The sequence below is a fragment of the Actinosynnema sp. NPDC053489 genome, assembly GCF_044544865.1.
Classification (GTDB): Bacteria; Actinomycetota; Actinomycetes; order Mycobacteriales; family Pseudonocardiaceae; genus Actinosynnema.
In genome coordinates, this window is the sequence record NZ_JBITXT010000005.1 from 396,108 (window position 1) to 418,826 (window position 22,719).

Consider the following 22,719-nt stretch of genomic DNA (forward strand, 5'->3'; position numbering starts at 1 on the left):
GGCGCGAGGATGTCCGGGTGAGTTACGACGCGCTGCTCTGGCTGTCCTTCGGCGGACCGGAAGGACCCGAGGACGTCCGCCCCTTCCTGGAGAACGTGACCCGCGGCCGGGGCGTCCCGCCCGAGCGGTTGGACGAGGTCGAGCAGCACTACCAGCACTTCGGCGGCGTGTCGCCGATCAACGCGCTCAACCGCGCCGCCATCGAGGCCGTGCGCGGCCTGGTGGACCTGCCGATCTACTTCGGCAACCGCAACTGGCACCCGATGGTCGAGGACACCCTGGCCGAGATGAAGGCCGACGGCGTCCGGCGCGCGCTGGTCTTCCCCACCAGCGCCTACGGCGGCTACTCGGCGTGCCGGCAGTACGACGAGGACATCCTGCGCGCCCGCGCGGCCGTCGAGGACGCGCCCGAACTGGTCAAGCTGCGCCAGTTCTTCGACCACCCGCTGTTCGTGGAGTCCTTCGCGGACGCCGTGCGCGCCGCCGCGGCGCAACTGCCCGACGAGCCCTACCGGGTGGTGTTCACCGCCCACTCGGTGCCGGTGTCGGCGGACCGCGCCGCCGGACCGCCCGAGGACGGCGGCCACCTCTACTCCCGGCAGGTCGCCGAGGCGTCCCGGCTGGTCGCCGAGGCCGTCGGCGTGGTCGAGCACGACGTGGTGTGGCAGTCGCGGTCCGGTCCGCCGCAGGTGCCGTGGCTCGAGCCCGACATCGTCGACCACCTCGACACCCTCCACGACAAGGGTGTGCGCAACGTGGTGGTGTGCCCGATCGGGTTCGTCAGCGATCACCTGGAAGTGGTGTGGGACCTCGACACCGAGGCCCGCGAACGCGCCGGGGAACTCGGCATGGGCTTCGCCCGCGCGGCCACGCCCAACGACGACCCCCGGTTCGCCCGGCTCGTGGCGGAACTCGTCGCCGAGCACGTGGCGGGCGCGCCCGCGCGCAAGCTCTCCGGCTTCCCGATCCGGGGCTGCACGACCGACGGCGCGTTCTGCGCCACGAGGTGCTGCGAGCCGGTGAGGCGGCCGGGAGCCGACCGGTGAGCGTGGACTTCAGCTGGTCGCCCCGGCCGGCCGACTGGCGCGACGCGCTGCGCACCGCCGTGCCGCTGTACCGGTGGGCGCCGTGGTTCGCCGCGGCGCTCGCCGTGCTGGGCGTGGTCGTGCTGGTGCTGGGCATGACGTGGGCGGGCGTGTTCGGGCTCGTGCTCGCTGTGATCATCATCGCACTCGTCCCGGTGGGCACCGCGGTGAACTTCCACAACCACCCGCTGGCCGCCAGGACCGTGACGGGCACGGCGGACGCGCACTCGCTGCGGATGTCCGTCGGCCAGGCCGCGCGCAGCGAGCTGAGCTGGTCCGACCTGCCCGGCTGGGCCGAGACCGCGCGCGGGTTCGTGCTGCGGACCGCCACCACCGCCGTGTACGCCGTCCCGCACCGCGCGTTCGCCGACGCGGAGGCGGTCGGGGCGTTCCGGTCCCTGCTGACCGAGCACGTCGGCCCGGCCGACTGACCGGCGGGCCGGTCCGCGTACCCTCGGCAGGCGTGTCCTGTGCGAGTGCGACGCTGGTCGTCTGGACGTCGGCCTGGCTGCATGGTGCGGCCGCTGCCGACGACGTCTTCGACGCCCTGGGGTTCTGGGCCGAGTTGCACGAGGTGGTGGCCGACGACGACGGCACCGCCACGGCCCTGGACCTCCCCGGCCCCGACGAGGCCCCGGTCGGGCCCGCCCTGCTGCTGGCGTCGTTGCGCCGCGCTTCGGCGACCGCGGCCCGGCTGGTGATGCCCGTGCCGGGTGACGTGCGGGGGCTGGGCGCCGACGGGCCGCTGGGCAAGTCCGCGTTGCGGGCGGGCCAGGCCGCCGTGCTGCCCGACGTCGGCGTGGGCCTCGTGCCCAAGCTCGTGGCCGACGGCGTGATGCGGTGGACGGTGTTCGACCTGCCCGCCGCGCCGGCGGGGGAGCACGTGCCGATCGGCGAGGCGGAGCACGGGCTGGCGTCGGCGATGCGCGAGGCGGCCACCGCGCTGGTCACGCTCGACGTGGCGCGGCACCGGCCGAACGTGCGCACCGAGATCGCCGCGCTGTCCGCGGAGCACTCGGCGCTGGAGTGGCCCGCCGGGATGCCGCCCCGCGCCCTGCGGGTGCTGCAGCGCGCCTCGGAGGTCGCCGCGATCCTCGCCGTGGCCGCGTCCGACGCGCCGGGCGGAGCGGTGTCGGCGAGCGCGACGAGGGCGCGGGACGAGGCGCTGCGGCCGTTGTCCGAGGCCGTGCGGCGCGCTCGGCTCGCGGCCGTGGGCGAAGCCGTCCGGGTCCTTTCGGACCAGGGGGCCGGCCGCCATTAGGCGGTAATGGTCGTCGAATGTTCGACAACCATTCGGTGATCTTCGAAATGGCGACTTGTCCGGTTGTCCGTTCGACGGTCGAATATTCGATCGCGAACCTGCTCCGGAGTCGCACCGGCAATCGGCTGAACAGGTGACGCGGTGGGCGGCCGTTCGCGCGCCGAATCGATTCCGGCTCACCTCGGACTGGGAATCCCATTGGTGGCCGAAGTAGGATAACCGCAGGTCAGGGGAGTCATGGCCGGGCTACGTGCGCGGGTATAGCCACGGATTATCTCCAGGTCAACCCCTCGTCAACACGAGGTGTCGTGCGTTACGGTACGTCTGGGAGCGCTCCCAGGAAGCTGTTTCGGTCTCGCGTCGAATCCCGATTCGGCGAAATCGCTGGGAGCGCTCCCAGATGGCGGGTTGCTCGCAAGGAGGCGATGCATGAGTCTGCGCACGTTCGTACGCTCCCGGAGAATGACCGGGGCATTGGCGGTGACCTCGGTGGCGGCCCTGTCCGTCGCCGGGGTGGTGGCCTCCACGGCCACCGCCAGTGCCGCTGCCGGTTGTCGGGTGTCGTACCAGATCAGTAGCCAGTGGCAAGGCGGATTCGGCGCCAACGTCACGGTCACCAACCTCGGTGACTCCATCTCCGGCGGCTGGACGCTGGAGTGGGACTTCGCCGCCGGCCAGCAGGTCCAGCAGGGCTGGAACGGCACGTTCTCCCAGTCCGGGAGCCACGTGACGGTCCGCAGCCCATCCTGGGCCGGCAACCTCGGCACCGGCGCGTCGGTCACGCCCGGCTTCAACGGCTCGTGGAACGGGTCCAACCCCGCCCCCGCGCAGTTCAAGCTGAACGGCACGGTGTGCACGGGGTCGATCAGCACCACGACCACGACCACCACGACGACCACCACTACCACCACGACGACGACCACCACGACGACCACGACCGGGACCAACCCCGGTGGCGGCAAGGTGGACAACCCGTACGTGGGCGCGGGCGTGTACGTCAACCCGCTGTGGTCGGCCCAGGCCGCCGCCGAGCCGGGTGGCTCGCGGATCGCGAACCAGCCGACCGGTGTGTGGTTCGACCGGATCAGCTCGCTCGACGGCAACGGCTCGCCGACCACCGGCAACATGGGCCTGGCCGCCCACCTGGACGAGGCCGAGAAGCAGCGCGCGGCCCGCTCGGACGGCAACCTGGTCTTCCAGTTCGTGGTCTACAACCTGCCCGGTCGCGACTGCGCCGCGCTGGCCTCGAACGGTGAGCTCGGCGCCACCGAGATCGGTCGCTACAAGACCGAGTACATCGACAAGATCGCGAGCATCATCAGCAACCCGAAGTACTCGAAGCTGCGCATCGTCCCGGTCATCGAGATCGACTCGCTGCCGAACCTGGTCACCAACGTCTCGCCGCGCGCCACGGCCGTGGCGAACTGCGACACGATGAAGGCGAACGGCAACTACGTCGAGGGCGTCTCGTACGCCGTCGGCAAGCTGGGCGCGGTCTCGAACGTCTACAACTACCTCGACTCCGGCCACCACGGCTGGATCGGGTGGGGCGACACCGTCCCGGAGTACGACAACTTCTACGCCTCGGCGAAGATGATGGCGTCCATCCTGGGCAAGAACGGTGCCACCAAGGACAAGGTCCACGGCTTCATCACCAACACGGCGAACTACTCCGCGCTGGAGGAGCCGTACTGGACGGTCGACGACGTGGTCGGCGGCGCCGTGGTGAAGGAGCGGGCCAAGTGGGTCGACTGGAACGACTTCAACGGTGAGCTGGGCTTCGCCACGGCCATGCGCGCCGAGCTGGTCAAGCAGGGCTTCGACAGCGGCATCGGCATGCTGATCGACACCTCGCGCAACGGCTGGGGTGGCGCCAACCGGCCCACCGCGAAGTCGACCTCGACCAACGTGGACGACTACGTGAACCAGTCGCGCATCGACCGCCGCTACCAGAAGGGCAACTGGTGCAACCAGGCCGGTGCCGGTCTGGGCGAGCGGCCGAAGGCCGCGCCGAAGCCGTACATCGACGCCTACGTCTGGATCAAGCCGCCGGGTGAGTCCGACGGTGCGAGCAGCCAGATCCCGAACGACGAGGGCAAGGGCTTCGACCGGATGTGCGACCCGACCTACGGCGGCAACGTCCGCAACGGCAACAACCCCTCGGGTGCCCTGCCGAACGCGCCGCTGTCGGGCCACTGGTTCTCGGCCCAGTTCCAGGAGCTGATGAAGAACGCCTACCCGGCGCTCTGACCCCGGCTCGACGCACGACAACCGAATAAGCACTGCACTCCCGCAGGCGGCGTCCGCTCGGACGCCGCCTGCGGGCGTTGTGGCGCGCGGGCGGTGGGGAGGTCCGCCGGATCTCGCCCACGTCCGGCCTGACGGCCCTGACCAGGGCTGGAGCCGCTCCACGTCGACCGGACGCCCGTCAGTGCGTAACTTCGGTGGGGTGACCTCTGACCTTCCCACCACCGCAGGCGCCCTCCGCGCGGCCGGTTACGCGCCGCGCGGGGTCAAGGCCGAGATCCGGGAGAACCTCCTGGCCGCCCTCCGCGACGGCCGCGACCCGTGGCCCGGCATCGTCGGCTTCGACCGCACCGTCCTGCCGCAGCTGGAGCGCGCCCTGCTCGCGGGGCACGACGTGGTGCTCCTCGGCGAACGGGGACAGGGCAAGACGCGGCTCCTGCGCACCCTCGTCGGCCTGCTCGACGAGTGGACGCCGGTGATCGAGGGCGCCGAGCTGAACGAGCACCCGCTCGACCCCATCACCCCCGAGTCGAAGCGCCGCGCGCGCGAGCTCGGCGACGACCTGCCCGTCGTCTGGAAGCACCGCGACGAGCGGTTCGCCGAGAAGCTCGCCACGCCCGACACCAGCGTCGGCGACCTGGTCGGCGACGTCGACCCGGTCAAGGTCGCCCAGGGGCGCAGCCTCGGCGACCCGGAGACCATCCACTACGGCCTGCTGCCCCGCTCGCACCGCGGCGTCATCGCCGTCAACGAGCTGCCCGACCTGGCCGAGCGCATCCAGGTCGCGCTGCTGAACGTGATGGAGGAGCGCGACATCCAGATCCGCGGCTACACGCTGCGGCTGCCGCTGGACGTGCTCCTCGTCGCCACCGCCAACCCCGAGGACTACACCAACCGCGGCCGGATCATCACGCCGCTCAAGGACCGCTTCGGCGCGGAGATCCGCACCCACTACCCGCTGGAGATCGGCGCGGAGGTCGACCTGGTCCGCCAGGAGGCGCACCTGGTCGCCGAGGTCGGCGACCACCTGCTGGAGGTGATCGCCCGGTTCGTGCGGCACCTGCGCGAGTCGTCCTCGATCGACCAGCGCTCCGGGGTGTCGGCCCGCTTCGCGGTCGCCGCGGCGGAGACGGTGGCGGCGAGCGCCCTGCGCCGTAGCGCCCTGACCGGCGAGAACCCGCCCATCGCCCGGCCGGTCGACCTGGAGTCGGTGCCCGAGGTGCTGCGCGGCAAGCTGGAGTTCGAGGCCGGCGAGGAGGGCCGCGAGCAGGAGGTGCTGGTCCACCTGCTGCGCCGGGCGGTCGCGGACACGGCGAGGTCCGCGTTCGCGGGCGTCGACCTGCGCCCGTTGGCCGAGGTGGTGTCGGACGGGCACCCGGTGGCCACCGGCGAGCGGGTGCCCGCCGGCGAGCTGCTGGCCGCGCTGCCGGAGCTGCCCGTGCTGCACGACGTGGCGCAACGGGTCGGCGCGGGCCCCAAGGACCCGGCGGGACGCATCGCGTCGGCCGTCGAGCTGGCGTTGGAATCGCTCTACCTCACCCGTCAGCTGTCCAAGGACGGCGACGACGACCGAACGGTGTACGGATGAGCGGCTACCGGTACGGCAGGTACGTCGACGGGCCCGACCCGCTCGCCCCGCCGACCGACCTGCGCGCGGCCATGGACGAGCTGGGCCGCGAGGTGATGGAGGGCGCGTCGCCCGACTCGGCGCTGCGCGAGCTGCTGCGCCGCGGCCTGCCGGGCACCCGCGGGCTGGACGACCTGACCGCGCGGCTGTGGCAGAAGCGCGCCGCGCTGACCAGGCGGCACCGCCTGGACGGCACGGTGCAGGAGATCCAGCGGCTGCTGGAGGAGGCGCTGACCGCCGAGCGGGCCGCGCTGTTCCCCGACCCCGACGACGAGGCCCGGTTCCGCGAGGCCCGGCTGGACGCGCTGCCGCAGTCGACCGCGGCCGCCGTCACCGAGCTGGCCGAGTACGACTGGCGCTCGCCGCGGGCGCGCGAGTCCTACGAGAAGATCCGCACTCTGCTCGGCCGCGAGCTGATGGACCAGCGGTTCCAGGGCATGAAGCAGGCCATGGAGAACGTGCGCCCGGAGGACGTGCGCCGCATCCAGGACATGCTGGCCGACCTGAACGAGCTGCTGGCCGCCCACGCCGCCGGCGAGGACACCGCCGAGCGGTTCGAGCGGTTCCTGCGCGAGCACGGCGAGTTCTTCCCGGAGAACCCGAAGTCGGTCGACGAGCTGATCGACGCGCTGGCCGCCCGGTCCGCCGCCGCCCAGCGGATGATGAACTCGATGTCGCGGGAGCAGCGCGAGGAGCTGTCGGCGCTGTCCCGGCAGGCGTTCGGGGACTCGGGCGTCGGCTCGCAGCTGTCCCGGTTGGACTCCCTGCTCCAGGGGCTGCGGCCGGGCGAGGACTGGGACGGCTCGGCGCGGTTCCGCGGCAACGCCCCGCTCGGGCTGGGCGAGGGCGCGCAGGCGATGGCGGACCTGGCCGAGCTGGACGCGCTGGCCGAGCAGCTCTCCCAGTCCTACCCCGGCGCGCGGCTGGAGGACATCGACCTGGAGGCGCTGGTCCGGCAGCTCGGCGGGGAGGCGGGCGTCGACGCGCGCCGGCTGGCCGAGCTGGAGCGGGAGCTGCGGGCGCAGAACCTGCTGGAACGCGCGCCGGACGGCTCGCTGCGGTTGACGCCGAAGGCGCTGCGGCGGCTGGGCGAGACGGCGTTGCGCGGCGTGCTGGACCGCGCCCGGGAGCAGGGGCAGCGGGACAACGCGTCAGCGGGCGCCGCCGGTGAGCTGATCGGGTCGACGCGGCCGTGGCGGTTCGGCGACACCGAGCCGTGGAACGTGCCGCGGACGGTGACCAACGCCGTGCTGCGGTCCGCGGGCGGCCCGGTGCGGCTGGACGTGGTGGACGTGGAGGTCAGCGAGACCGAGCAGCGCTCGCGCGCGGCGGTCGCGCTGTGCGTGGACACGTCGTGGTCGATGGTGCAGGACGGCCGGTGGGTGCCGATGAAGCGCACCGCGCTGGCGTTGCACCACCTGGTGCGGACCCGGTTCCGCACCGACGCGCTGGAGCTGATCACGTTCGGCCGGCACGCGGAGACCGTCGACATCGGGCAGCTCACGGCGTTGGAGGGGGTGTGGGAGCAGGGCACCAACCTGCACCACGCGCTCCTGCTGGCCGGTCGGCACCTGCGCAGGCACCCCGACGCGCAACCGGTGGTGCTGGTGGTGACCGACGGCGAGCCGACGGCGCACCTGGAGGCGACCGGTGAGGCCGAGTTCCACTACCCGCCGCTGCCGCGCACCATCGGCAAGACCCTGGTCGAGGTGGACGCCCTGGCCCGGCTCGGCGCGGCCGTCACCGTGTTCCGGTTGGGCGACGACCCGAGGCTGACCAGGTTCGTCGACGCGGTGGCGCGGCGGTCCGGCGGCCGGGTCGTCGCGCCGGACGAGGACGGCCTGGGCGCGGCCGTCGTCAGCGACTACCTGCGCTCCCGCAAGCGCCGCTAGCCCGGTCCCGGGCCGGTCCTCCCGTCGGGGCCCGGCCCGGGTCAGTCGTTGCGGTCCTCCTTGACGTCGTCCTTGGTCTCGCGCTCCCGCTCGGTCGGGGCCAGGGCCTTCTCGGTGGCGGTGTCGGCCTCGACCCGCTTGCCGGACTTGGTCAGCGAGAAGTGGGACTCGTCCCGCATCCGCTCGACCATGTGCGGGTAGTGCAGCTCGAACGCGGGCCGCTCGGAGCGGATGCGGGGCAGCTCGGTGAAGTTGTGCCGCGGCGGCGGGCACGACGTCGCCCATTCGAGGGAGTTGCCGAAGCCCCACGGGTCGTCGCGCCCGGCCGGGTCGCCGAACCGGTAGCTGCGCAGCACGTTCCAGACGAACGGCAGCACGGACGCGCCCAGCACGAACGCCCCGATCGTGGAGATGGTGTTCATCAGGGTGAAGTTGTCGCTCGCCAGGTAGTCGGCGTACCGGCGCGGCATGCCCGCGTTGCCCAGCCAGTGCTGGATCAGGAACGTGCCGTGGAAGCCCAGGAACGTGGTCCAGAAGTGCAGCTTGCCCAGCGGTTCGTTGAGCATCCGCCCGGTCATCTTGGGGAACCAGAAGTAGATGCCCGCGTAGGTGGCGAACACGATCGTGCCGAACAGCACGTAGTGGAAGTGGGCGACCACGAAGTAGGTGTCGTGGACGTGGAAGTCCAGCGGCGGCGAGGCGAGGATGATGCCGGTCAGCCCGCCGAGCAGGAAGGTCACCAGGAAGCCGATGCTGAACAGCATCGGCGTCTCGAACGTCAGCTGCCCCTTCCACATGGTGCCGATCCAGTTGAAGAACTTGATGCCGGTGGGCACCGCGATCAGGAACGTCATCAGCGAGAAGAACGGCAGCAGCACCGCGCCGGTGGCGAACATGTGGTGCGCCCACACCGCCGTCGACAGCGCCGCGATGGCGAACGTGGCGAAGACCAGGCCCTTGTAGCCGAACAGGGGTTTGCGGCTGAACACCGGGATGATCTCGCTGACGATGCCGAAGAAGGGCAGCGCGACGATGTAGACCTCGGGGTGGCCGAAGAACCAGAACAGGTGCTGCCACAGGATCGAGCCGCCGTTGGCGGGGTCGAACACGTGCGCGCCCAGGTGCCGGTCGGCGGCCAGGCCCATCAGGGCGGCGGTGAGGATCGGGAACGCCAGCAGGATCAGCAGGCTCGTGACGAAGATGTTCCAGGTGAAGATCGGCATCCGGAACATCGTCATGCCGGGTGCGCGCAGGCAGCACACCGTGGTGATCATGTTGACCGCGCCGAGGATCGTGCCGAGGCCGGACACCGCCAGCCCCATGATCCACAGGTCGGGCCCGGGGCCGGGCGCGTGCGTCGCGCTGCTCAGCGGGGTGTACGCGGTCCAGCCGAAGTCGGCCGCGCCGCCGGGGGTGAGGAACCCGGCCATCACGGTGAGCCCGCCGAACAGGAACAGCCAGTACGAGAGGGCGTTCAGCCGCGGGAACGCCACGTCCGGCGAGCCGATCTGCAACGGCAGGATGTAGTTGGCGAAGGCGAACACGACGGGCGTGGCGTACAGCAGCAGCATGATCGTGCCGTGCATGGTGAACAGCTGGTTGTACTGCTCGTTGGACAGGAACTGCAGCCCCGGCCGGGCCAGCTCGGTGCGCAGCAGCAGCGCCATCAGGCCGCCGACCATGAAGAACAGGAACGACGTGGCGAGGTAGAGGATGCCGATCTGCTTCGGGTCGGTGGTGCGGAACAGCCCGAGCAGCACGGCGCCCTTGGACCGCCGCCGGGCCGCACCGGGGTGGGTGATGACCGGTTCCGGCTTGAGAGCGGTCATGCCGCCTCCCTCATCCCGACGACGTGAGCCAAACCACATCGTCCACCCGCCCACCGGGCGCGGCAAACGCGAAGCGCCAGGTCAAGCCGCTGACCAGCGGTTACTTCGCGTTGATCGCCCAATGGGGGACACGCGGTCGCGCAGTCGGGCACGGGACCGCACCCCGGTGGCCGGCGTCGCGCCCGGGAGCGCCGTCCGCGTCCCCGCGCAAGGGGGCCCGGCCGCGCTCCCGCGAGGCGGACGTTTCGTCCCTGGTCGGGCGCGCGAGTTAGGGTCGTGCCCATGCAGACCTGGTCATCCACTCCTGTCCCGCGGGTAGCGGGGGAGCCGCGCCCGTTGCGGCTGTACGACACCGCCGCCGGTGAGGTGCGCCCGACCGCTCCCGGCGCCACCGCCAGGATGTACGTCTGCGGCATCACCCCGTACGACGCCACGCACCTGGGCCACGCGGCCACCTACCTGACGTTCGACCTGGTCCACCGGGTGTGGCTGGACAACGGCCACGACGTGCACTACGTGCAGAACGTGACCGACGTCGACGACCCGCTGCTCGAGCGGGCCGAGCGCGACCAGGACGACTGGGTGGTCCTGGGCATGCGGGAGACCGCGCTGTTCCGCGAGGACATGGTGGCGCTGCGGGTGCTGCCGCCGCGCGACTACGTGGGCGCGGTCGACGCCATCCCCGAGGTGGTCGAGGTCATCGCGAAGCTGCTGGCCGGCGGGGCGGCGTACCGGGTGGACGATGCGGAGCACCCGGACGTCTACTTCGACCACACGGCGACCGGCCGGTTCGGCTACGAGTCGAACTACGACCCGGAGACCATGGCGAGGTTCTTCGCCGAGCGCGGCGGCGACCCGGACCGGCCCGGCAAGCGCCACCCGCTGGACGCGCTGCTGTGGCGCGCCGCCCGGCCGGGCGAGCCGTCGTGGCCGTCGGAGCTGGGCGAGGGCAGGCCCGGCTGGCACATCGAGTGCAGCGCCATCGCCCTGAACCGGCTCGGCACGTCGTTCGACGTGCAGGGCGGCGGCTCGGACCTGATCTTCCCGCACCACGAGTTCTCCGCCGCGCACGCCGAGGCGGTGACCGGGGAGCACCCGTTCGCCCGGCACTACGTGCACGCGGGCATGATCGGGCTGGACGGCGAGAAGATGTCCAAGTCGCGGGGCAACCTGGTGTTCGTGTCGAAGCTGCGGGCGCAGAAGGTCGACCCGAACGCGGTGCGGCTGGCGCTGTTCGCGGGCCACTACCGCGCCGACCGGCCGTGGAGCGACGCCCTGCTGGCCGAGGCGGAGGCCCGGCTGGACAGGTGGCGGCAGGCCGCGGCGCTGCCGGCGGGTCCGAGCGCGGTGTCCGCGGTGGCCCGCCTGCGCGACCACCTCGGCGACGACCTGGACACCCCCCGCGCGCTGGCGGCGCTCGACGCGTGGGCGGCGGAGGCGCTGTCGACGGGCGGCGACGACCACACGGGCCCGACGCTCTTCCGCGCGGCGGCCGACTCGCTGCTGGGCGTGGAGCTGTAGCACGCGGGAGCGGGACCGCCCGGGCGGGCGGTCCCGCGGCTCACTCGGGGGTGTCCGCCGCCTTCAGCCGCTCCTCCCGGTACGCCCGCCAGTGCTCCAGCAGGTTCGGCAGCTCGGAGTGGACGAACTCGAAGAACATCAGCGTCTCGGCGATCCGCTCGCCCGCGGGCGTGTCGGGCCCCAGCGCCCCGATGCCCTCGCGCAGCGGACCCGACCAGCGCCGGAACATCTCGTCGCGGCGGAACAGGGCCTCGTACCAGACGTCGTCGAACACCCGGTAGAGGTCGCGGCGGGACCCGGTCTCCCGCTCCCGGCTGACCAGGTTCACCTGGGTCAGGTAGCGGACCGCCCCGGAGATCGCCGCGGGCGACACGCGCAGCAGGTCGGCCAGCTCGGCCGCGGTCATCCCGCCGGAGTCGGTGGCCAGCAGGGCGACGAAGACGCGCGACGGCATCCTCGGCATGCCAGACTCGGCGAACACCGCGCCGAAGCGCTCGATGAACCGCAGCACCGCCTGCTCGTCGCGCTCACCCACGGCCGGATCCTCCCTTCGAAGTCCTCTGATCGGGGAGAGTTTATACGCTTCCTTAACTTCACGACTTTGTGAATTGACTGTAACTTACGGCGCATGACTGCTGCGATATCCGTGTCGGGCCTGGTCAAGACCTTCGGCCCGACGCGTGCACTCGACGGTTTGGACCTGACCGTCGACGAGGGGGAGGTGCACGGCTTCCTCGGCCCCAACGGGTCGGGCAAGTCGACCACCATCAGGGTCCTGCTCGGCCTGCTGCGCGCGGACGCGGGCTCGGCGTCGCTGCTGGGCGGCGACCCGTGGCGCGACACCGCCGAGCTGCACCGCAGGCTCGCCTACGTGCCCGGCGACGTGAGTCTGTGGCCGAACCTGACCGGTGGCGAGGTGATCGACCTGCTGGGCAGGCTGCGCGGCGGCCTGAACGAGAAGCGCCGCGCCGAGCTGCTGGAGCGGTTCGAGCTGGACCCCCGCAAGAAGGGGCGCACGTACTCCAAGGGCAACCGGCAGAAGGTGGCCCTGGTCGCGGCCCTCGCGTCGGACGTGGAGCTGCTGATCCTGGACGAGCCGACCTCCGGGCTGGACCCGTTGATGGAGGCCGTGTTCCAGGACGCGGTGCGCGAGCTGCGCGGGACCCGGACCGTGCTGCTGTCCAGCCACATCCTCGCCGAGGTCGAGGCGCTGTGCGACCGGGTCAGCATCATCCGCAACGGCCGCACCGTCGAGACCGGCACGCTGGCCGACCTGCGCCACCTCACCCGCACCAGCGTGTCCGCCGAGCTGGCCGGCACGCCGAACGGGCTGGCGGAGCTGCCCGGCGTGCACGACCTCCTGGTGGAGGGCACGCGGGTGCGGTTCGAAGTGGACACCGACCACCTCGACACCGCGTTGCGCGCGTTGGTCGGCACCGGGGTCCGCACGCTGACCAGCCAGCCGCCCACGTTGGAGGAGCTGTTCCTGCGCCACTACGAGGACGAGCTGCCCGCCGAGGGGGCGATGTCGTCGTGACCGGCCTGGGTTCGCTGGTGCGGCTGGCGCTGCGCCGCGACCGGCTGCTGCTGACCGCGTGGGTGGTGGGCCTGGTCGGCATCACGCTGAGCACCGCGTCCACCGTCGGCGAGCTGTACGGCTCGGTCGAGTCGCGGCAGGAGCTGGGCGTGACGGCGGGGAGCAACCCGGCGTTCCTGGCGATGCTCGGCCCGCTCTACGACGCCTCGACCACCGGGGGCGTGGTGGCCTGGCGGTGGGGCGTGTTCGGCGGGCTGCTGATCGCACTGATGAGCACGTTCCTGGTCACCCGGCACACCAGGGCGGAGGAGGAGGCGGGCCGGCTGGAGCTGATCGGCTCCACCGTGGTGTCCCGGCACGCGCCGCTGGTCGCGGCGGTGCTGGTGGCGTTCCTGGCGAGCGCGCTGATCGGCGTGCTGGTCGCGCTGGGCCTGACCGGGCTGGGCGAGCCGGCGCCCGGGTCGTGGGCGCTGGGCCTCGCGTTCGCGTCCGTCGGCTGGGTGTTCGCCGCCGTGGGCGGGGTCGCCGCGCAGCTGACCGAGGGCGCCCGCGCGGCCAACTCGATCGCCGGCGCCGTGCTGGGCGCGGCCTACCTGCTGCGGGCGGTGGGCGACGCGGCCGGCGACCAGGGCCCGACGTGGCTGACCTGGCTGTCGCCGCTGGGGTGGCTGGAGCTGGCCAGGGCGTTCGCCGGCGACCGGTTCCCGGTGCTGCTGCTCCCGGTGGCGCTGGCCGCGGTGCTGCTGGTGGTCGCCTCGGTGCTGGTGACGAAGCGCGACCACGGTGGCGGCCTGCTGCCGACCCGGCTCGGCCCGGCCCGCGCGCCGCGGTCGCTGGGCAGCGCGTTCGGCCTGGCCTGGCGGTTGCAGCGGGGCACGCTGATCGGCTGGACGCTGAGCCTGTTCGTGCTCGGCGTGGTCTACGGGTCGGTCGCGCGGGGCGTGGAGCAGATGCTGGAGAGCAACCCGGCGCTGCGGGACGTCATCGCGCGGATGGGTGGCACGGGCGCGATCGTGGACGTCTACCTCGCGTCGATCATCGGCATCATCGCCCTGTTCAGCGCGATCTACGTGGTGCAGGCGACGTTGCGGCTGCGGGCCGAGGAGACCGCGTTCCGCGCCGAGCCGGTGCTGGCCACGCCGGTCAGCCGGCTCGGGTGGGTCGGCTGCCACGCGCTGTTCGCCACGGTCGGCTCGGCCGTCGTGCTGGCCGCGGCGGGCTTGGGCGCGGGCCTGGTGCACGGCGCGCGCGTCGGCGACGTCGGCGGGCAGGTCGCGCGGCTGGTCGGGGCGGCGTTGGCGCACGTCCCGGCGGTGTGGGTGGTCGCGGGCCTCGCGCTGGCGCTGTTCGCGCTCGCGCCGAAGCTCGCGTCGGCGAGCTGGGCCCTCATCGTGGTGTTCCTGGTGCTCGGCCAGCTCGGGCCGCTGCTGCGGCTCGACCAGTGGGCGATGGACCTGTCGCCGTTCACGCACATCCCCAAGGTGCCGGGCGTGGAGCTCACGGCCACGCCGCTGCTGTGGCTGACGCTGGTCGCGGCGGCGTTGATCGGCGTGGCACTGGTCGGGTTCCGGCGACGGGACATCGGCTGATCCGAAAGAGACCTTCCGGAAGTCCTCTCTCAGGTTGCCGTCGGGGTCGTGGACCTCCCACGCCCCCGACGGGGCACCGACGTCGACGCGGCGAAGGCGTCGGCGCACCTCCACGACGGCGGCCAGGCGCTCGGCACGGCGCTGGCCGGCGTCCTCACGCCCGTGGCGGGCCTGTCGGCGCTGCTCGACGCCCAGGCCGGGTGGTACCCGGCGGCGGGGACCTCCGCCCTGGTCACGCCGGGCCGCCGGGTCGATGGTCGGCAGCCGCGACCCGCTCGCGCCGGGCCAGCAGGAGCGCGGGCGGCACCGTCGCGACCAGCCCGGCGGGCACCAGGAACGCGCTCACCGGATCGAGGTGGTACAGCGGCACGAACGCCACCGGCGACACCGCCGCACCCAGGAACCGGAACGACTGCACCACCGACACCGCCCCGCCCCGGTTGTCGCCCGAGGACAGCACGAGCGCGGTCAACCCGACGGTCACCGCCTGGCTGAACGCGCCCGCCACCGCCCACGACACCCCGACGGCCACCGAGGACGGCAGCAGGCCGACGCCGACGAGCAGCACCCCGCCGACCGCGGCGCTGGCCGACGTCCACCGCCGTGCCCCGAACCGGTCGACCGCCCACCCGGTCAACCGGGCGCTGAAGATCCCGACCAGCCCGAACCCGGTCAGCATCAGCCGCGCGGCCCCGCGCCCAAGCCGAACGCGTCACCCAGCCGCAGCGCCACCAGGAACGACACCCCGCCCAGGCAGCCCCAGCCGACGAACCCGGCCGCCGCCAACCGCAGCGTCCGCACCCGCCACGCGCTGCGCAGCCGCGGCCGCGCGCCGTCACGCGGCGGGTCGGCCGGCAACCCGACCACCGCCAGGACAGCCGCCACGACCGCCGCGCCGACGAACGCCCACCGCCACGAGAACCCGGCCGCCAGCCCGCCCACCAGCGGCGCGGACGTCTGCCCGGCCGCCTGCATGGACGCGAACACGCCCAGCGCCCGCCCCAACCGGGCCCTCGGCGTCACCGCCGCGATCGTCGCCAGCAGCAGGGGGGTGGTGAACGCGTTCGCGGCGCCCTGCACCGCCCGCCCGGCCATCAGCACGGGGAACGACCAGGCCACCGCGCACAGCACCGACGCCGACACGTACACGACGTAGGCGACCCGCACGGTCCGCCGCGCACCCCACCGCTCGCCCACCGTGCCGGAGACCAGCATGAGCCCGGCGAACGGCAGGAGGTACCCGCTGACCGTCGCCGCCGCCGCACCGGCCGAGGTGCCGAAGTCCCCGCCGACCTCGGGCAGCACGGACGACGTCACGGCCCCGCCGAAGGGCCCGAGGAACCCGCCCGCGTACAACGCCGCCAACCGCACCCGGGACCGCGGGTTGTCCACAGGCGGCACCTTCACCGACGACATCCCCGCCCTCGCGTGGCAGGGTTGAAGCAGGGGACCCCCGGGCGGGGACCTCTGCCCGGCACTGCGAGCCGCCCGATCCCGTCGGGGCTGGTCTTGTCAGGGCTGGTCCTGGCGAGACCGGTCTTGTCGGGGCTGGTCTTGTTAGGGCTGGTCCTGTCGGTGCCGGTCTTGTCAGGGCAGATCCTGGCGGGACCGGTCCTGTCGGTGCCGGTCCTGCCGCGACCGGCCCCGCGGGGACGAGCCCCGCTCACATCCCCGTCGGCCCGCGCCCCGGCCCCCGCCCCCGCCGCCGCAGGTAGCGCTCGAACTCCGCCGCGATCGCGTCGCCGCTGGCCTCGGTGATCTGGATCTCCGCGTCCCCGCGCTCCTCCAGCGCCCGCACGTAGTTGCGCACGTCCTCGTCCTCGTCGGCCATCTCGCTGACCGTGCGCTCCCACTCCTCGGCCTGCTCCGGCAGCGCCCCGAGGGGCACCTCGACGTCCAGCACCTCCTCCACCCGGTGCAGCAGGGCGAGCGTCGCCTTCGGCGAGGGCGGCTGGGACACGTAGTGCGGCACCGCCGCCCAGAACGAGATCGCGGGCACCCCCGCCTGCACGCACAGGTCCTGGAACACGCCGACGATCCCGGTCGGCCCCTCGTACCGCGACCGCTCCAGCCCGTACTTCGCCGCCGCCGCCTCGTCGTACGCCGTCCCCGTCACGGGCACCGGCCGCGTGTGCGGGGTGTCCATCAGCAGCGCGCCCAGCGTCACCACGGTGGTCACGCCCAGGTCCTCGATGTGGCCCAGCAGCTCGGACGCGAACTTCCGCCACCGCATGTTCGGCTCGATGCCGTGCACGAGCACCACGTCGGTCGACGACCCGGGCGGGCGGCACACCGACAGGCGCGTCGTCGGGAATTCCACCCTCCGGGTGACACCGTCCACGAGTCGGACCGTGGGGCGCGTCACCTGGAAGTCGTAGTAGTCGTCCGGATCGATCTCCGCCAACGGCGTCGCGTCCCACGTGAGCTGCAGGTGTTCGATGGCCGTGCTGGCGGCGTCTCCTGCGTCGTTCCACCCCTCGAACGCGGCAACCATGATCGGGTTGTTGAGCGGTTCGCTGGGGTCGAAGGGGGTCTGGGCGGCCTGGTCCGGATCGGTCACGCGGCCAGACTACGACCACCGGCTCACACCCGACGCCGTAGGCTGAGCGCATGTCGGGTCGTGTCACGCCGCCGGTCCCCGGCGCGCTCGCCGACCACGTCACCGTCACCGAGGGGGTAACGGCGGCCGCGCCGCGGGCCGTTGCCGTCACCGTGGACGATTTCGCAGGTCAGGAGTGTTCCAACGAGACCGGGCACGGCCTCGCGGACCGGTTCGGCGAGCCGCCGCGCCGGGGTGCCGAACCCACTGCCCGAAGCGCCGACGACCGCACCACCCGGAAGTGGAGTGACCAACGCGTGATCATGACGGTCGAGGCCGTGCTGTGGGACATGGACGGCACGCTGCTGGACTCCGAGAAGCTGTGGGACATCCCGTTGTACGAGTTCGTGGAGAAGCTGGGCGGCACGCTGTCCCGGGAGACCAGGGAGGCGATGGTCGGCTCCAGCGTGCCCCGCACGATGTCGATGCTGTTCGCCGAGGTCGGCGTGGACCGGCCCAGCGCGGAGGACGTCGCCGACGGCGCGGCGTGGATCATGCGGCGCACCGAGGAGGTGTTCCGCGCGGGCCTGCCGTGGCGGCCGGGCGCGCGTGAGGCGTTGCGGGCGGTCCGCGACTCCGGTGTGCCGATGGCGCTGGTGACGTCCACCGAGCGGCAGTTGACCGAGGTCGCGCTCGACACGATCGGCCGTGACCTGTTCGACGTCACGGTGTGCGGCGACGAGGTGGACCGCCGCAACAAGCCGCTGCCCGAGCCGTACCTCAAGGCCGCGCGCCTGCTCGGCGTCGACCCGACCCGGTGCGTGGCCGTGGAGGACTCGCCGACCGGCGTGGCCTCCGCCGTCGCCGCCGGCTGCACGGTGCTGGTCGTGCCGTGCGACGTGCCGGTGGAGCCGGGCGAGCGGCGCGTGTTCCGCGAATCCCTGGTCGGCGTCGACCTCCCGCTGCTGGCCGGCCTCGCGGGCGGGGCCGCCTGAGACGACCCCGCCCTGCGGTCACACCGCCGGCGCCACCTGCCGGACCCGGCGCGTGGCCGGGTCGACCAGCAGGCCGAACACCACGCCGAGACCGAGCCACAACGTGGCCGTCTCGGCCAGCGAGGCCAACCGGAACTCCCACAGCACCGACGCCGGCACGTCCGCCGGCACGGCGTCCGGCGTGGCCGGGAACGCGACCAGCAGCACGACCACCGCCGCCACCACGGCCAGCGCCACGGCGGTCGCGCGCACCGGCGACGACAGGTGGCCCAGCCGGGACGCCAGGTGGCTCGCGCCGAGCGCGACCAGCAGCCCGGCCGCGATCAACCCCAGGTAGAGCACCGTGCGGTACTCCACCGTGTCCGGGTCGCCCACCGCGGGCGGGTTGGCCGGGTACTTCACCGCGGGCAGCAGCGCCGCCGCGCCGAACGCGGCCACCGACAGCGCCACCGCCCGGGTAAACGGCGCCTTGCCGGGGAACCAGCGCCGCGCCCCCGCGTAGGCGGTGGCGAACAGCGCGCCGACGGCCAGGCCCACCAGCACCGCGGCGAGCACACCGCCGACCACCTGCGTGCCGCGGCTGAACACCTCGCCGTGGTCGTGACCCGCGCCCGGCTCGACCGGCCGGGCCTCTTCGACGGCCAGCGCCGCCCGGATCGGCACCTCGACCACCAGCACGCCGACCAGCCCCGCGAGCAGCCCGGACACCGCGCCCGCGCCGACACCCCGCAGCAGCAACCCCCGGTACGAGGACGTGTTCGCCATGTCGGCGCGCCCTAGTGGCACGGGACGCCGAGCGCGTGGCGCCCGTCGTGGAAGAACTCGTGCACGGCCTCGGCGGCGTGGCCGAGCGCGATGCCGTTCTCCTGCAGGACCAGCCACGCCACGATCAGCGCGACCAGGGCGACGGCGTAGGCCCACCGGGGGACGGGAGTGGAAAGGGGATGCGCGGGGCTCGTCATGACGGCCTCCTCCATACCTCGTGGAAGGTCAACAACAACTCGTGCCGCAGCCGGTCTCCTGACTCCCGGATCGACGCCGTCCCCGCGTCTTCCCAGCCGCGGCGCGGCCAGTGACGTTCTCGGCGGGTTGGCTCCCCGGTCACAGTGGCGAGGACCGCGCCGGATTCCCACCGGCTTCCCGTCCACTGCGGCGCCCGAACGGTAGATGTCGATCGAGGTCCGGCACAACCGACCAGACGAGTTGTCGTGTTCCTCACGTGCCGGGTCGGCGCGGCAGCGGGCAGTCGCCGCACGTGCCGCCGCCGTCGAGCCGGTAGTACAGGCAGCAGCTGCGCCGCCGGAACACCACCTCGCCGGGGAAGGGGGCGAACCCGCCGGTGTCGCGCAGCGGCGGGTCGGCGAACAGCTCGTCGATCAGCCCGGCGCAGTCGACACCGCTGCGGGCGATCGTGCGCAAGGCCCCCGCCACGGACGACCCGGCGTTGCCCCACAGCAGCCCGCGGGCGACGGGCGCGACCGCGCGGACCGCCTCGACCACCGGCTCCATCGACTCGGCGATGCCGACGCCCGCGACCGGGTCCTTCAGCCGCACCTGGAGCCCCTCCGGGCCGTAGCGCCACCAGACGTTGCCGGGGCGGACGTCCGGCGCCGTCCCGCCGACCGCGCGCGCGGCGACGACCGGGCTGAGCAGCCGCGCGGTGTAGCTCAGGAAGAACAGCGACGCGGCGACCCGCCGTTCGCCGGTGCGGTAGCGGACGCCGATCCGGTCGACGGCGTCGGCGAGGGCCGGCCCGCGCGGCAGGTCGGCGCCGTCGTGCCAGCCGTCGTCGGGCCGGCCGACGTCGAGGGCGAAGAACGGGCTGAGGCCGCGGATCTGCCGCAGGGTGGCCAGGACTCGGGCGAACTCGGACACGTGCCCTAGTCTGCCGCCGTGGACGCACTGGGCCTGGGCCTGGCCCTCGGCCTGACCGCGAGCCTCAGCCCCGGCCCGCTGCTGGTGCTGGTGGTGACCTCGGCGTTGCGGTCGGGCCGGCGGGCCGGAGCGCTGACCGCCTGCGCGCCGCTGCTGTCGGACGCCGTCGTGGTCGCGGTGACGCTGCTCCTGCTGGACCGCCTGCCCGTGCGGGCGCTGGGCGTGCTCGGCGTCGTCGGCGCGGTGTTCGTGGTGTGGAGCGGCCTGCGCACCGTCCGCGAAGCGCGAACCGCCACCCTGACCAACCGCCCCGTGACCCCCGCGCCGACCGCCCCGATCGCACCAACCACGGCTTCGCAGGAGTCCCCGCCCAGGGGAACCCTGAACTCGATCCTACCGACGCGGTCCGACAATTCCGGCACGTCGACCGGCGGCGAGGCCCTGCGCCGAGCGGTCCTGGTGAACCTGCTCAGCCCCCACCCGTGGATCGCCTGGGCCACCGCGCTCGGCCCGCTGACCGTCACCACCTGGCGCGCGTCACCGCTCGCGGGGTCGGCGTTCCTGATCGGCTTCTACCTCACCCTGGTCGGCGGCAAGGTCGTGATCGCCCTCCTGGTCGCCCGCGGCCGCCGCGGGCTCGGCGACACCGGCTACCGACGAGCCCTCACCGCCGCCGGCGCGCTGCTCGTGCTCGCGGGCGTGGCGATGGGTGTCCAGTTCGCCGCCTACGCGACGTAGAACGTCGGCAGGCCGCCCGCGCACCGGCGGGAGCAGGGTCGCCGGCCGGTCGTCCGCAGCGGGGGCCCGCGTTCGGCAAGGCCCGAGGGCCGAACAGCGGCGCCGCCGTCGTCCGGGGCGCGTTGCGGCGATCGCCACCGGATTTCGCTGGCGCTTCCGCCCGCGGCCACGCAGAATCCGCGCCATGCCGTGGCTCCCCGCTGACTTCGCCCACCCGACCCGCGTCCCGCTCGACGCCGAGCACCACCTCCGACCCATCCGGGAGTCCGATGTGGACATCGACTACCCCGCCGTGATGGGCTCGCGCGAGCGCCTCTGGGCCCGGTACGGGGAGAAGTGGGGCTGGCCGCCCGCCGACATGACCCACGAGCAGGACCGCGTCGACCTCGCCCGCCACGAACGCGAGCAGGACGCGCACGAGTCGTTCAACTACGCCCTCTTCGACGCCGCCGAGACCCAGCTGCTGGGCTGCGTCTACATCGACCCCGACGGCGCCGACGCCCGGATCTCGTGGTGGGTGGTGGACGAGTACGTGGGCACGGACCTGGAGCGCGCGCTGGACGCGTTCGTGCCGAAGTGGATCGCCGAGGTGTGGCCGTTCACCAGCCCGCACTACGGCGTCTAGGGTTCGCCGGGTGACCCAACCGGCCAAGTGGACCATCGTCTCGATCTGCCTCACCGTGCTCGCCGTGCTCGTGCCGTGGGCGCACTACGGCGACGTGGACGTGGAGCTGTCCCGGTTGCCGCTGTGGTGGGCCTACCTCGGCGCGGCGGTCGTGATGCACGCGTGCTCACGCGTGGCCCGGCCCGTCGCGGCGGTGTTCGCCGGCGTCGCGGTGGTGGCGGCGGTGGTCGTCGCGGTCGGGTACGACGCCTCGGCGCACGTCTTCGAGCACGTCGCGCCGACGGCGGTCCCGCGTCCCGGCCTCGGGGTGCTGTTCGCGGTGGCGTCGGCGGCGGCCCAGGCGGCCGGCCTGCGCGCGCACGTCCGCGCCACGCGGTCCGTCCCGGCCTGACCTGGCTGCCCGCGGCCGTTCGGGGGATGGGAGGATCGGACCCCGTGAAGACCTTCGACGAGCTGTTCGCCGAGCTGAGCGAACGCGCACGCACCCGCCCTGAGGGCTCCGCCACCGCCGCGGCTCTGGAGGCCGGGGTGCACGCGCAGGGCAAGAAGGTGCTGGAGGAGGCGGGTGAGGTCTGGATCGCCGCGGAGCACGAGTCCGACGAGCGCCTGGCCGAGGAGGTCTCCCAGCTGCTGTACCGGGTGCAGGTGCTCATGCTCGGCCGCGGCCTGACGCTCGAGGACGTCTACAAGCACCTGTGACCGTCGAGCGCTACCGCCCGCCGTGCCGGCGCAGCAGTTCGACCACCTGCTCGTCGCCGGTCTGGTCGAAGCGGGCGTAGAACCGGCCGACCGCGCGGAAGTCCGCGCGCGGGTGCGGGCACACCACCAGGTCGGCGTCGGACCCCAGGGCGCGCACCGCGTCCGCCGCGCCCACCGGCACCGCCAGCACCAGGCGTCGCGGACCGTGCCCGCGGGCTTCGCGTAGCGCGGCGCGGGCCGTGACGCCGGTGGCCAACCCGTCGTCCACGACGAGCACGTCACGACCTTCGAGCCGCACGGGACCGGCCCGGTACAGCGCCACCCGGCGGCGGGCCTCCCGGCGTTCGGCCTCGCACTCGTCGGCCAGGTCCGCAGGGCGGAGGCCGAGCAGGCGCAGGGCGGCGTCGTCGTAGATCGGGTCGCCCTCGGCGGTGACCGCCCCGATGCCGTACTCGGGGTGGCCGGGAGCGCCGATCTTGCGCGCCACGGCCACGCCCAGCTCGCCGCCCAGCGCCGAGGCGACCTCGGCGGCCACCGGCACCCCGCCGCGGGCCAGGCCGAGCACCAGGGGATCGGTCCACGACCCGTCCACCAGGGCGCGGGCCAGCACCCGGCCCGCGTCGGAGCGGTCCGCGAACCTCATCACCCCATGGTGCGCGC

Annotated in this window: 23 protein-coding genes and 1 riboswitch; of the genes, 14 read left to right on the forward strand and 9 right to left on the reverse strand. The window is 73.3% G+C overall.

What is annotated here, in order from left to right; translation table 11 throughout:
• Positions 1-17 precede the first annotated feature (17 nt).
• The 6 genes from ACIGNX_RS14170 (at position 18) to ACIGNX_RS14195 (ending at position 8,112) form a co-directional block, all read left to right on the forward strand.
• Positions 18-1,046, forward strand: a complete 1,029-nt coding sequence (locus tag ACIGNX_RS14170) for a ferrochelatase (protein WP_396539869.1) — start codon at positions 18-20, stop codon at positions 1,044-1,046.
• On the forward strand, positions 1,043-1,516 hold the full coding sequence (locus tag ACIGNX_RS14175) for a YcxB family protein (RefSeq protein ID WP_396539871.1): 474 nt from the start codon (positions 1,043-1,045) through the stop codon (positions 1,514-1,516). The genes ACIGNX_RS14170 and ACIGNX_RS14175 overlap by 4 nt, the downstream gene beginning before the upstream one ends.
• A gap of 32 nt (positions 1,517-1,548) precedes the next feature.
• A complete protein-coding gene (locus tag ACIGNX_RS14180) occupies positions 1,549-2,346 on the forward strand; it encodes a hypothetical protein (RefSeq protein WP_396539873.1) in 798 nt (265 codons plus the stop codon).
• Positions 2,347-2,808: 462 nt separating this feature from the next.
• On the forward strand, positions 2,809-4,596 hold the full coding sequence (locus ACIGNX_RS14185) for a glycoside hydrolase family 6 protein (protein ID WP_396539875.1): 1,788 nt from the start codon (positions 2,809-2,811) through the stop codon (positions 4,594-4,596).
• 199 nt (positions 4,597-4,795) lie between these two features.
• Entirely contained in the window at positions 4,796-6,181 is a 1,386-nt protein-coding gene (locus ACIGNX_RS14190; protein ID WP_396539877.1) for a sigma 54-interacting transcriptional regulator, read from the forward strand.
• Positions 6,178-8,112 (forward strand): VWA domain-containing protein, encoded by a 1,935-nt coding sequence (locus ACIGNX_RS14195; RefSeq protein ID WP_396539879.1) that lies wholly within the window; start codon positions 6,178-6,180, stop codon positions 8,110-8,112. Before ACIGNX_RS14190 ends, ACIGNX_RS14195 begins: the two co-directional genes overlap by 4 nt.
• 41 nt (positions 8,113-8,153) lie before the next feature.
• Here ACIGNX_RS14195 and ctaD read toward each other — a convergent pair whose 3' ends face one another.
• The gene (gene ctaD / locus ACIGNX_RS14200; protein ID WP_396539881.1) at positions 8,154-9,941 is read right to left on the reverse strand and encodes a cytochrome c oxidase subunit I; all 1,788 of its coding nucleotides are present in this window, start codon (positions 9,939-9,941) and stop codon (positions 8,154-8,156) included.
• Positions 9,942-10,223: 282 nt separating this feature from the next.
• Between ctaD and mshC the strand changes: the two genes are divergently transcribed.
• On the forward strand, positions 10,224-11,462 hold the full coding sequence (gene mshC, locus ACIGNX_RS14205; protein ID WP_396539883.1) for a cysteine--1-D-myo-inosityl 2-amino-2-deoxy-alpha-D-glucopyranoside ligase: 1,239 nt from the start codon (positions 10,224-10,226) through the stop codon (positions 11,460-11,462).
• Positions 11,463-11,502: 40 nt separating this feature from the next.
• Here mshC and ACIGNX_RS14210 read toward each other — a convergent pair whose 3' ends face one another.
• The gene (locus ACIGNX_RS14210; protein ID WP_396539885.1) at positions 11,503-11,997 is read right to left on the reverse strand and encodes a GbsR/MarR family transcriptional regulator; all 495 of its coding nucleotides are present in this window, start codon (positions 11,995-11,997) and stop codon (positions 11,503-11,505) included.
• Positions 11,998-12,090: 93 nt separating this feature from the next.
• Here ACIGNX_RS14210 and ACIGNX_RS14215 point away from each other — a divergent pair, with 93 nt between their 5' ends.
• Both ACIGNX_RS14215 and ACIGNX_RS14220 read left to right on the forward strand, forming a co-directional pair.
• Positions 12,091-12,999 (forward strand): ATP-binding cassette domain-containing protein, encoded by a 909-nt coding sequence (locus ACIGNX_RS14215; RefSeq protein WP_396539887.1) that lies wholly within the window; start codon positions 12,091-12,093, stop codon positions 12,997-12,999.
• A complete protein-coding gene (locus tag ACIGNX_RS14220) occupies positions 12,996-14,588 on the forward strand; it encodes an ABC transporter permease (protein ID WP_396539889.1) in 1,593 nt (530 codons plus the stop codon). Before ACIGNX_RS14215 ends, ACIGNX_RS14220 begins: the two co-directional genes overlap by 4 nt.
• Before the next feature lie 232 nt (positions 14,589-14,820).
• Here the strand turns inward: ACIGNX_RS14220 and ACIGNX_RS14225 are convergent, their stop codons facing one another.
• From ACIGNX_RS14225 to ACIGNX_RS14235, 3 genes are all read right to left on the reverse strand, one after another.
• The gene (locus ACIGNX_RS14225; protein WP_396539891.1) at positions 14,821-15,267 is read right to left on the reverse strand and encodes an MFS transporter; all 447 of its coding nucleotides are present in this window, start codon (positions 15,265-15,267) and stop codon (positions 14,821-14,823) included.
• Complete coding sequence (locus ACIGNX_RS14230) at positions 15,267-15,980, reverse strand: MFS transporter (RefSeq protein WP_396539893.1); 714 nt, start codon at positions 15,978-15,980, stop codon at positions 15,267-15,269. The genes ACIGNX_RS14225 and ACIGNX_RS14230 overlap by 1 nt, the downstream gene beginning before the upstream one ends.
• Positions 15,981-16,251: 271 nt before the next feature.
• Positions 16,252-17,148, reverse strand: a complete 897-nt coding sequence (locus ACIGNX_RS14235) for a PAC2 family protein (RefSeq protein ID WP_396539895.1) — start codon at positions 17,146-17,148, stop codon at positions 16,252-16,254.
• A gap of 302 nt (positions 17,149-17,450) precedes the next feature.
• Between ACIGNX_RS14235 and ACIGNX_RS14240 the strand changes: the two genes are divergently transcribed.
• On the forward strand, positions 17,451-18,122 hold the full coding sequence (locus tag ACIGNX_RS14240; protein WP_396540143.1) for an HAD family hydrolase: 672 nt from the start codon (positions 17,451-17,453) through the stop codon (positions 18,120-18,122).
• Between the two features lie 18 nt (positions 18,123-18,140).
• Here the strand turns inward: ACIGNX_RS14240 and ACIGNX_RS14245 are convergent, their stop codons facing one another.
• From ACIGNX_RS14245 to ACIGNX_RS14255, 3 genes are all read right to left on the reverse strand, one after another.
• On the reverse strand, positions 18,141-18,887 hold the full coding sequence (locus ACIGNX_RS14245; RefSeq protein ID WP_396539897.1) for a CbtA family protein: 747 nt from the start codon (positions 18,885-18,887) through the stop codon (positions 18,141-18,143).
• Between the two features lie 11 nt (positions 18,888-18,898).
• A complete protein-coding gene (locus ACIGNX_RS14250; protein ID WP_396539899.1) occupies positions 18,899-19,084 on the reverse strand; it encodes a CbtB-domain containing protein in 186 nt (61 codons plus the stop codon).
• A 30-nt stretch (positions 19,085-19,114) separates the two neighbouring features.
• A riboswitch (cobalamin riboswitch) is annotated at positions 19,115-19,297 on the reverse strand.
• A 40-nt stretch (positions 19,298-19,337) separates the two neighbouring features.
• Positions 19,338-19,997: a (2Fe-2S)-binding protein gene (locus ACIGNX_RS14255; protein ID WP_396539901.1), complete on the reverse strand. Its 660-nt coding sequence runs from the start codon at positions 19,995-19,997 to the stop codon at positions 19,338-19,340.
• An 18-nt stretch (positions 19,998-20,015) separates the two neighbouring features.
• Here ACIGNX_RS14255 and ACIGNX_RS14260 point away from each other — a divergent pair, with 18 nt between their 5' ends.
• From ACIGNX_RS14260 to ACIGNX_RS14275, 4 genes are all read left to right on the forward strand, one after another.
• Positions 20,016-20,735: a LysE family transporter gene (locus ACIGNX_RS14260; protein WP_396539903.1), complete on the forward strand. Its 720-nt coding sequence runs from the start codon at positions 20,016-20,018 to the stop codon at positions 20,733-20,735.
• A gap of 184 nt (positions 20,736-20,919) precedes the next feature.
• Positions 20,920-21,360: a GNAT family N-acetyltransferase gene (locus tag ACIGNX_RS14265; RefSeq protein ID WP_396539905.1), complete on the forward strand. Its 441-nt coding sequence runs from the start codon at positions 20,920-20,922 to the stop codon at positions 21,358-21,360.
• A gap of 10 nt (positions 21,361-21,370) precedes the next feature.
• Positions 21,371-21,751 (forward strand): hypothetical protein, encoded by a 381-nt coding sequence (locus tag ACIGNX_RS14270; protein ID WP_396539907.1) that lies wholly within the window; start codon positions 21,371-21,373, stop codon positions 21,749-21,751.
• A gap of 44 nt (positions 21,752-21,795) precedes the next feature.
• Entirely contained in the window at positions 21,796-22,059 is a 264-nt protein-coding gene (locus tag ACIGNX_RS14275) for a phosphoribosyl-ATP diphosphatase (protein ID WP_033434999.1), read from the forward strand.
• 10 nt (positions 22,060-22,069) lie between these two features.
• Here the strand turns inward: ACIGNX_RS14275 and ACIGNX_RS14280 are convergent, their stop codons facing one another.
• Complete coding sequence (locus ACIGNX_RS14280) at positions 22,070-22,702, reverse strand: phosphoribosyltransferase (RefSeq protein ID WP_396539909.1); 633 nt, start codon at positions 22,700-22,702, stop codon at positions 22,070-22,072.
• Positions 22,703-22,719: the final 17 nt, after the last annotated feature.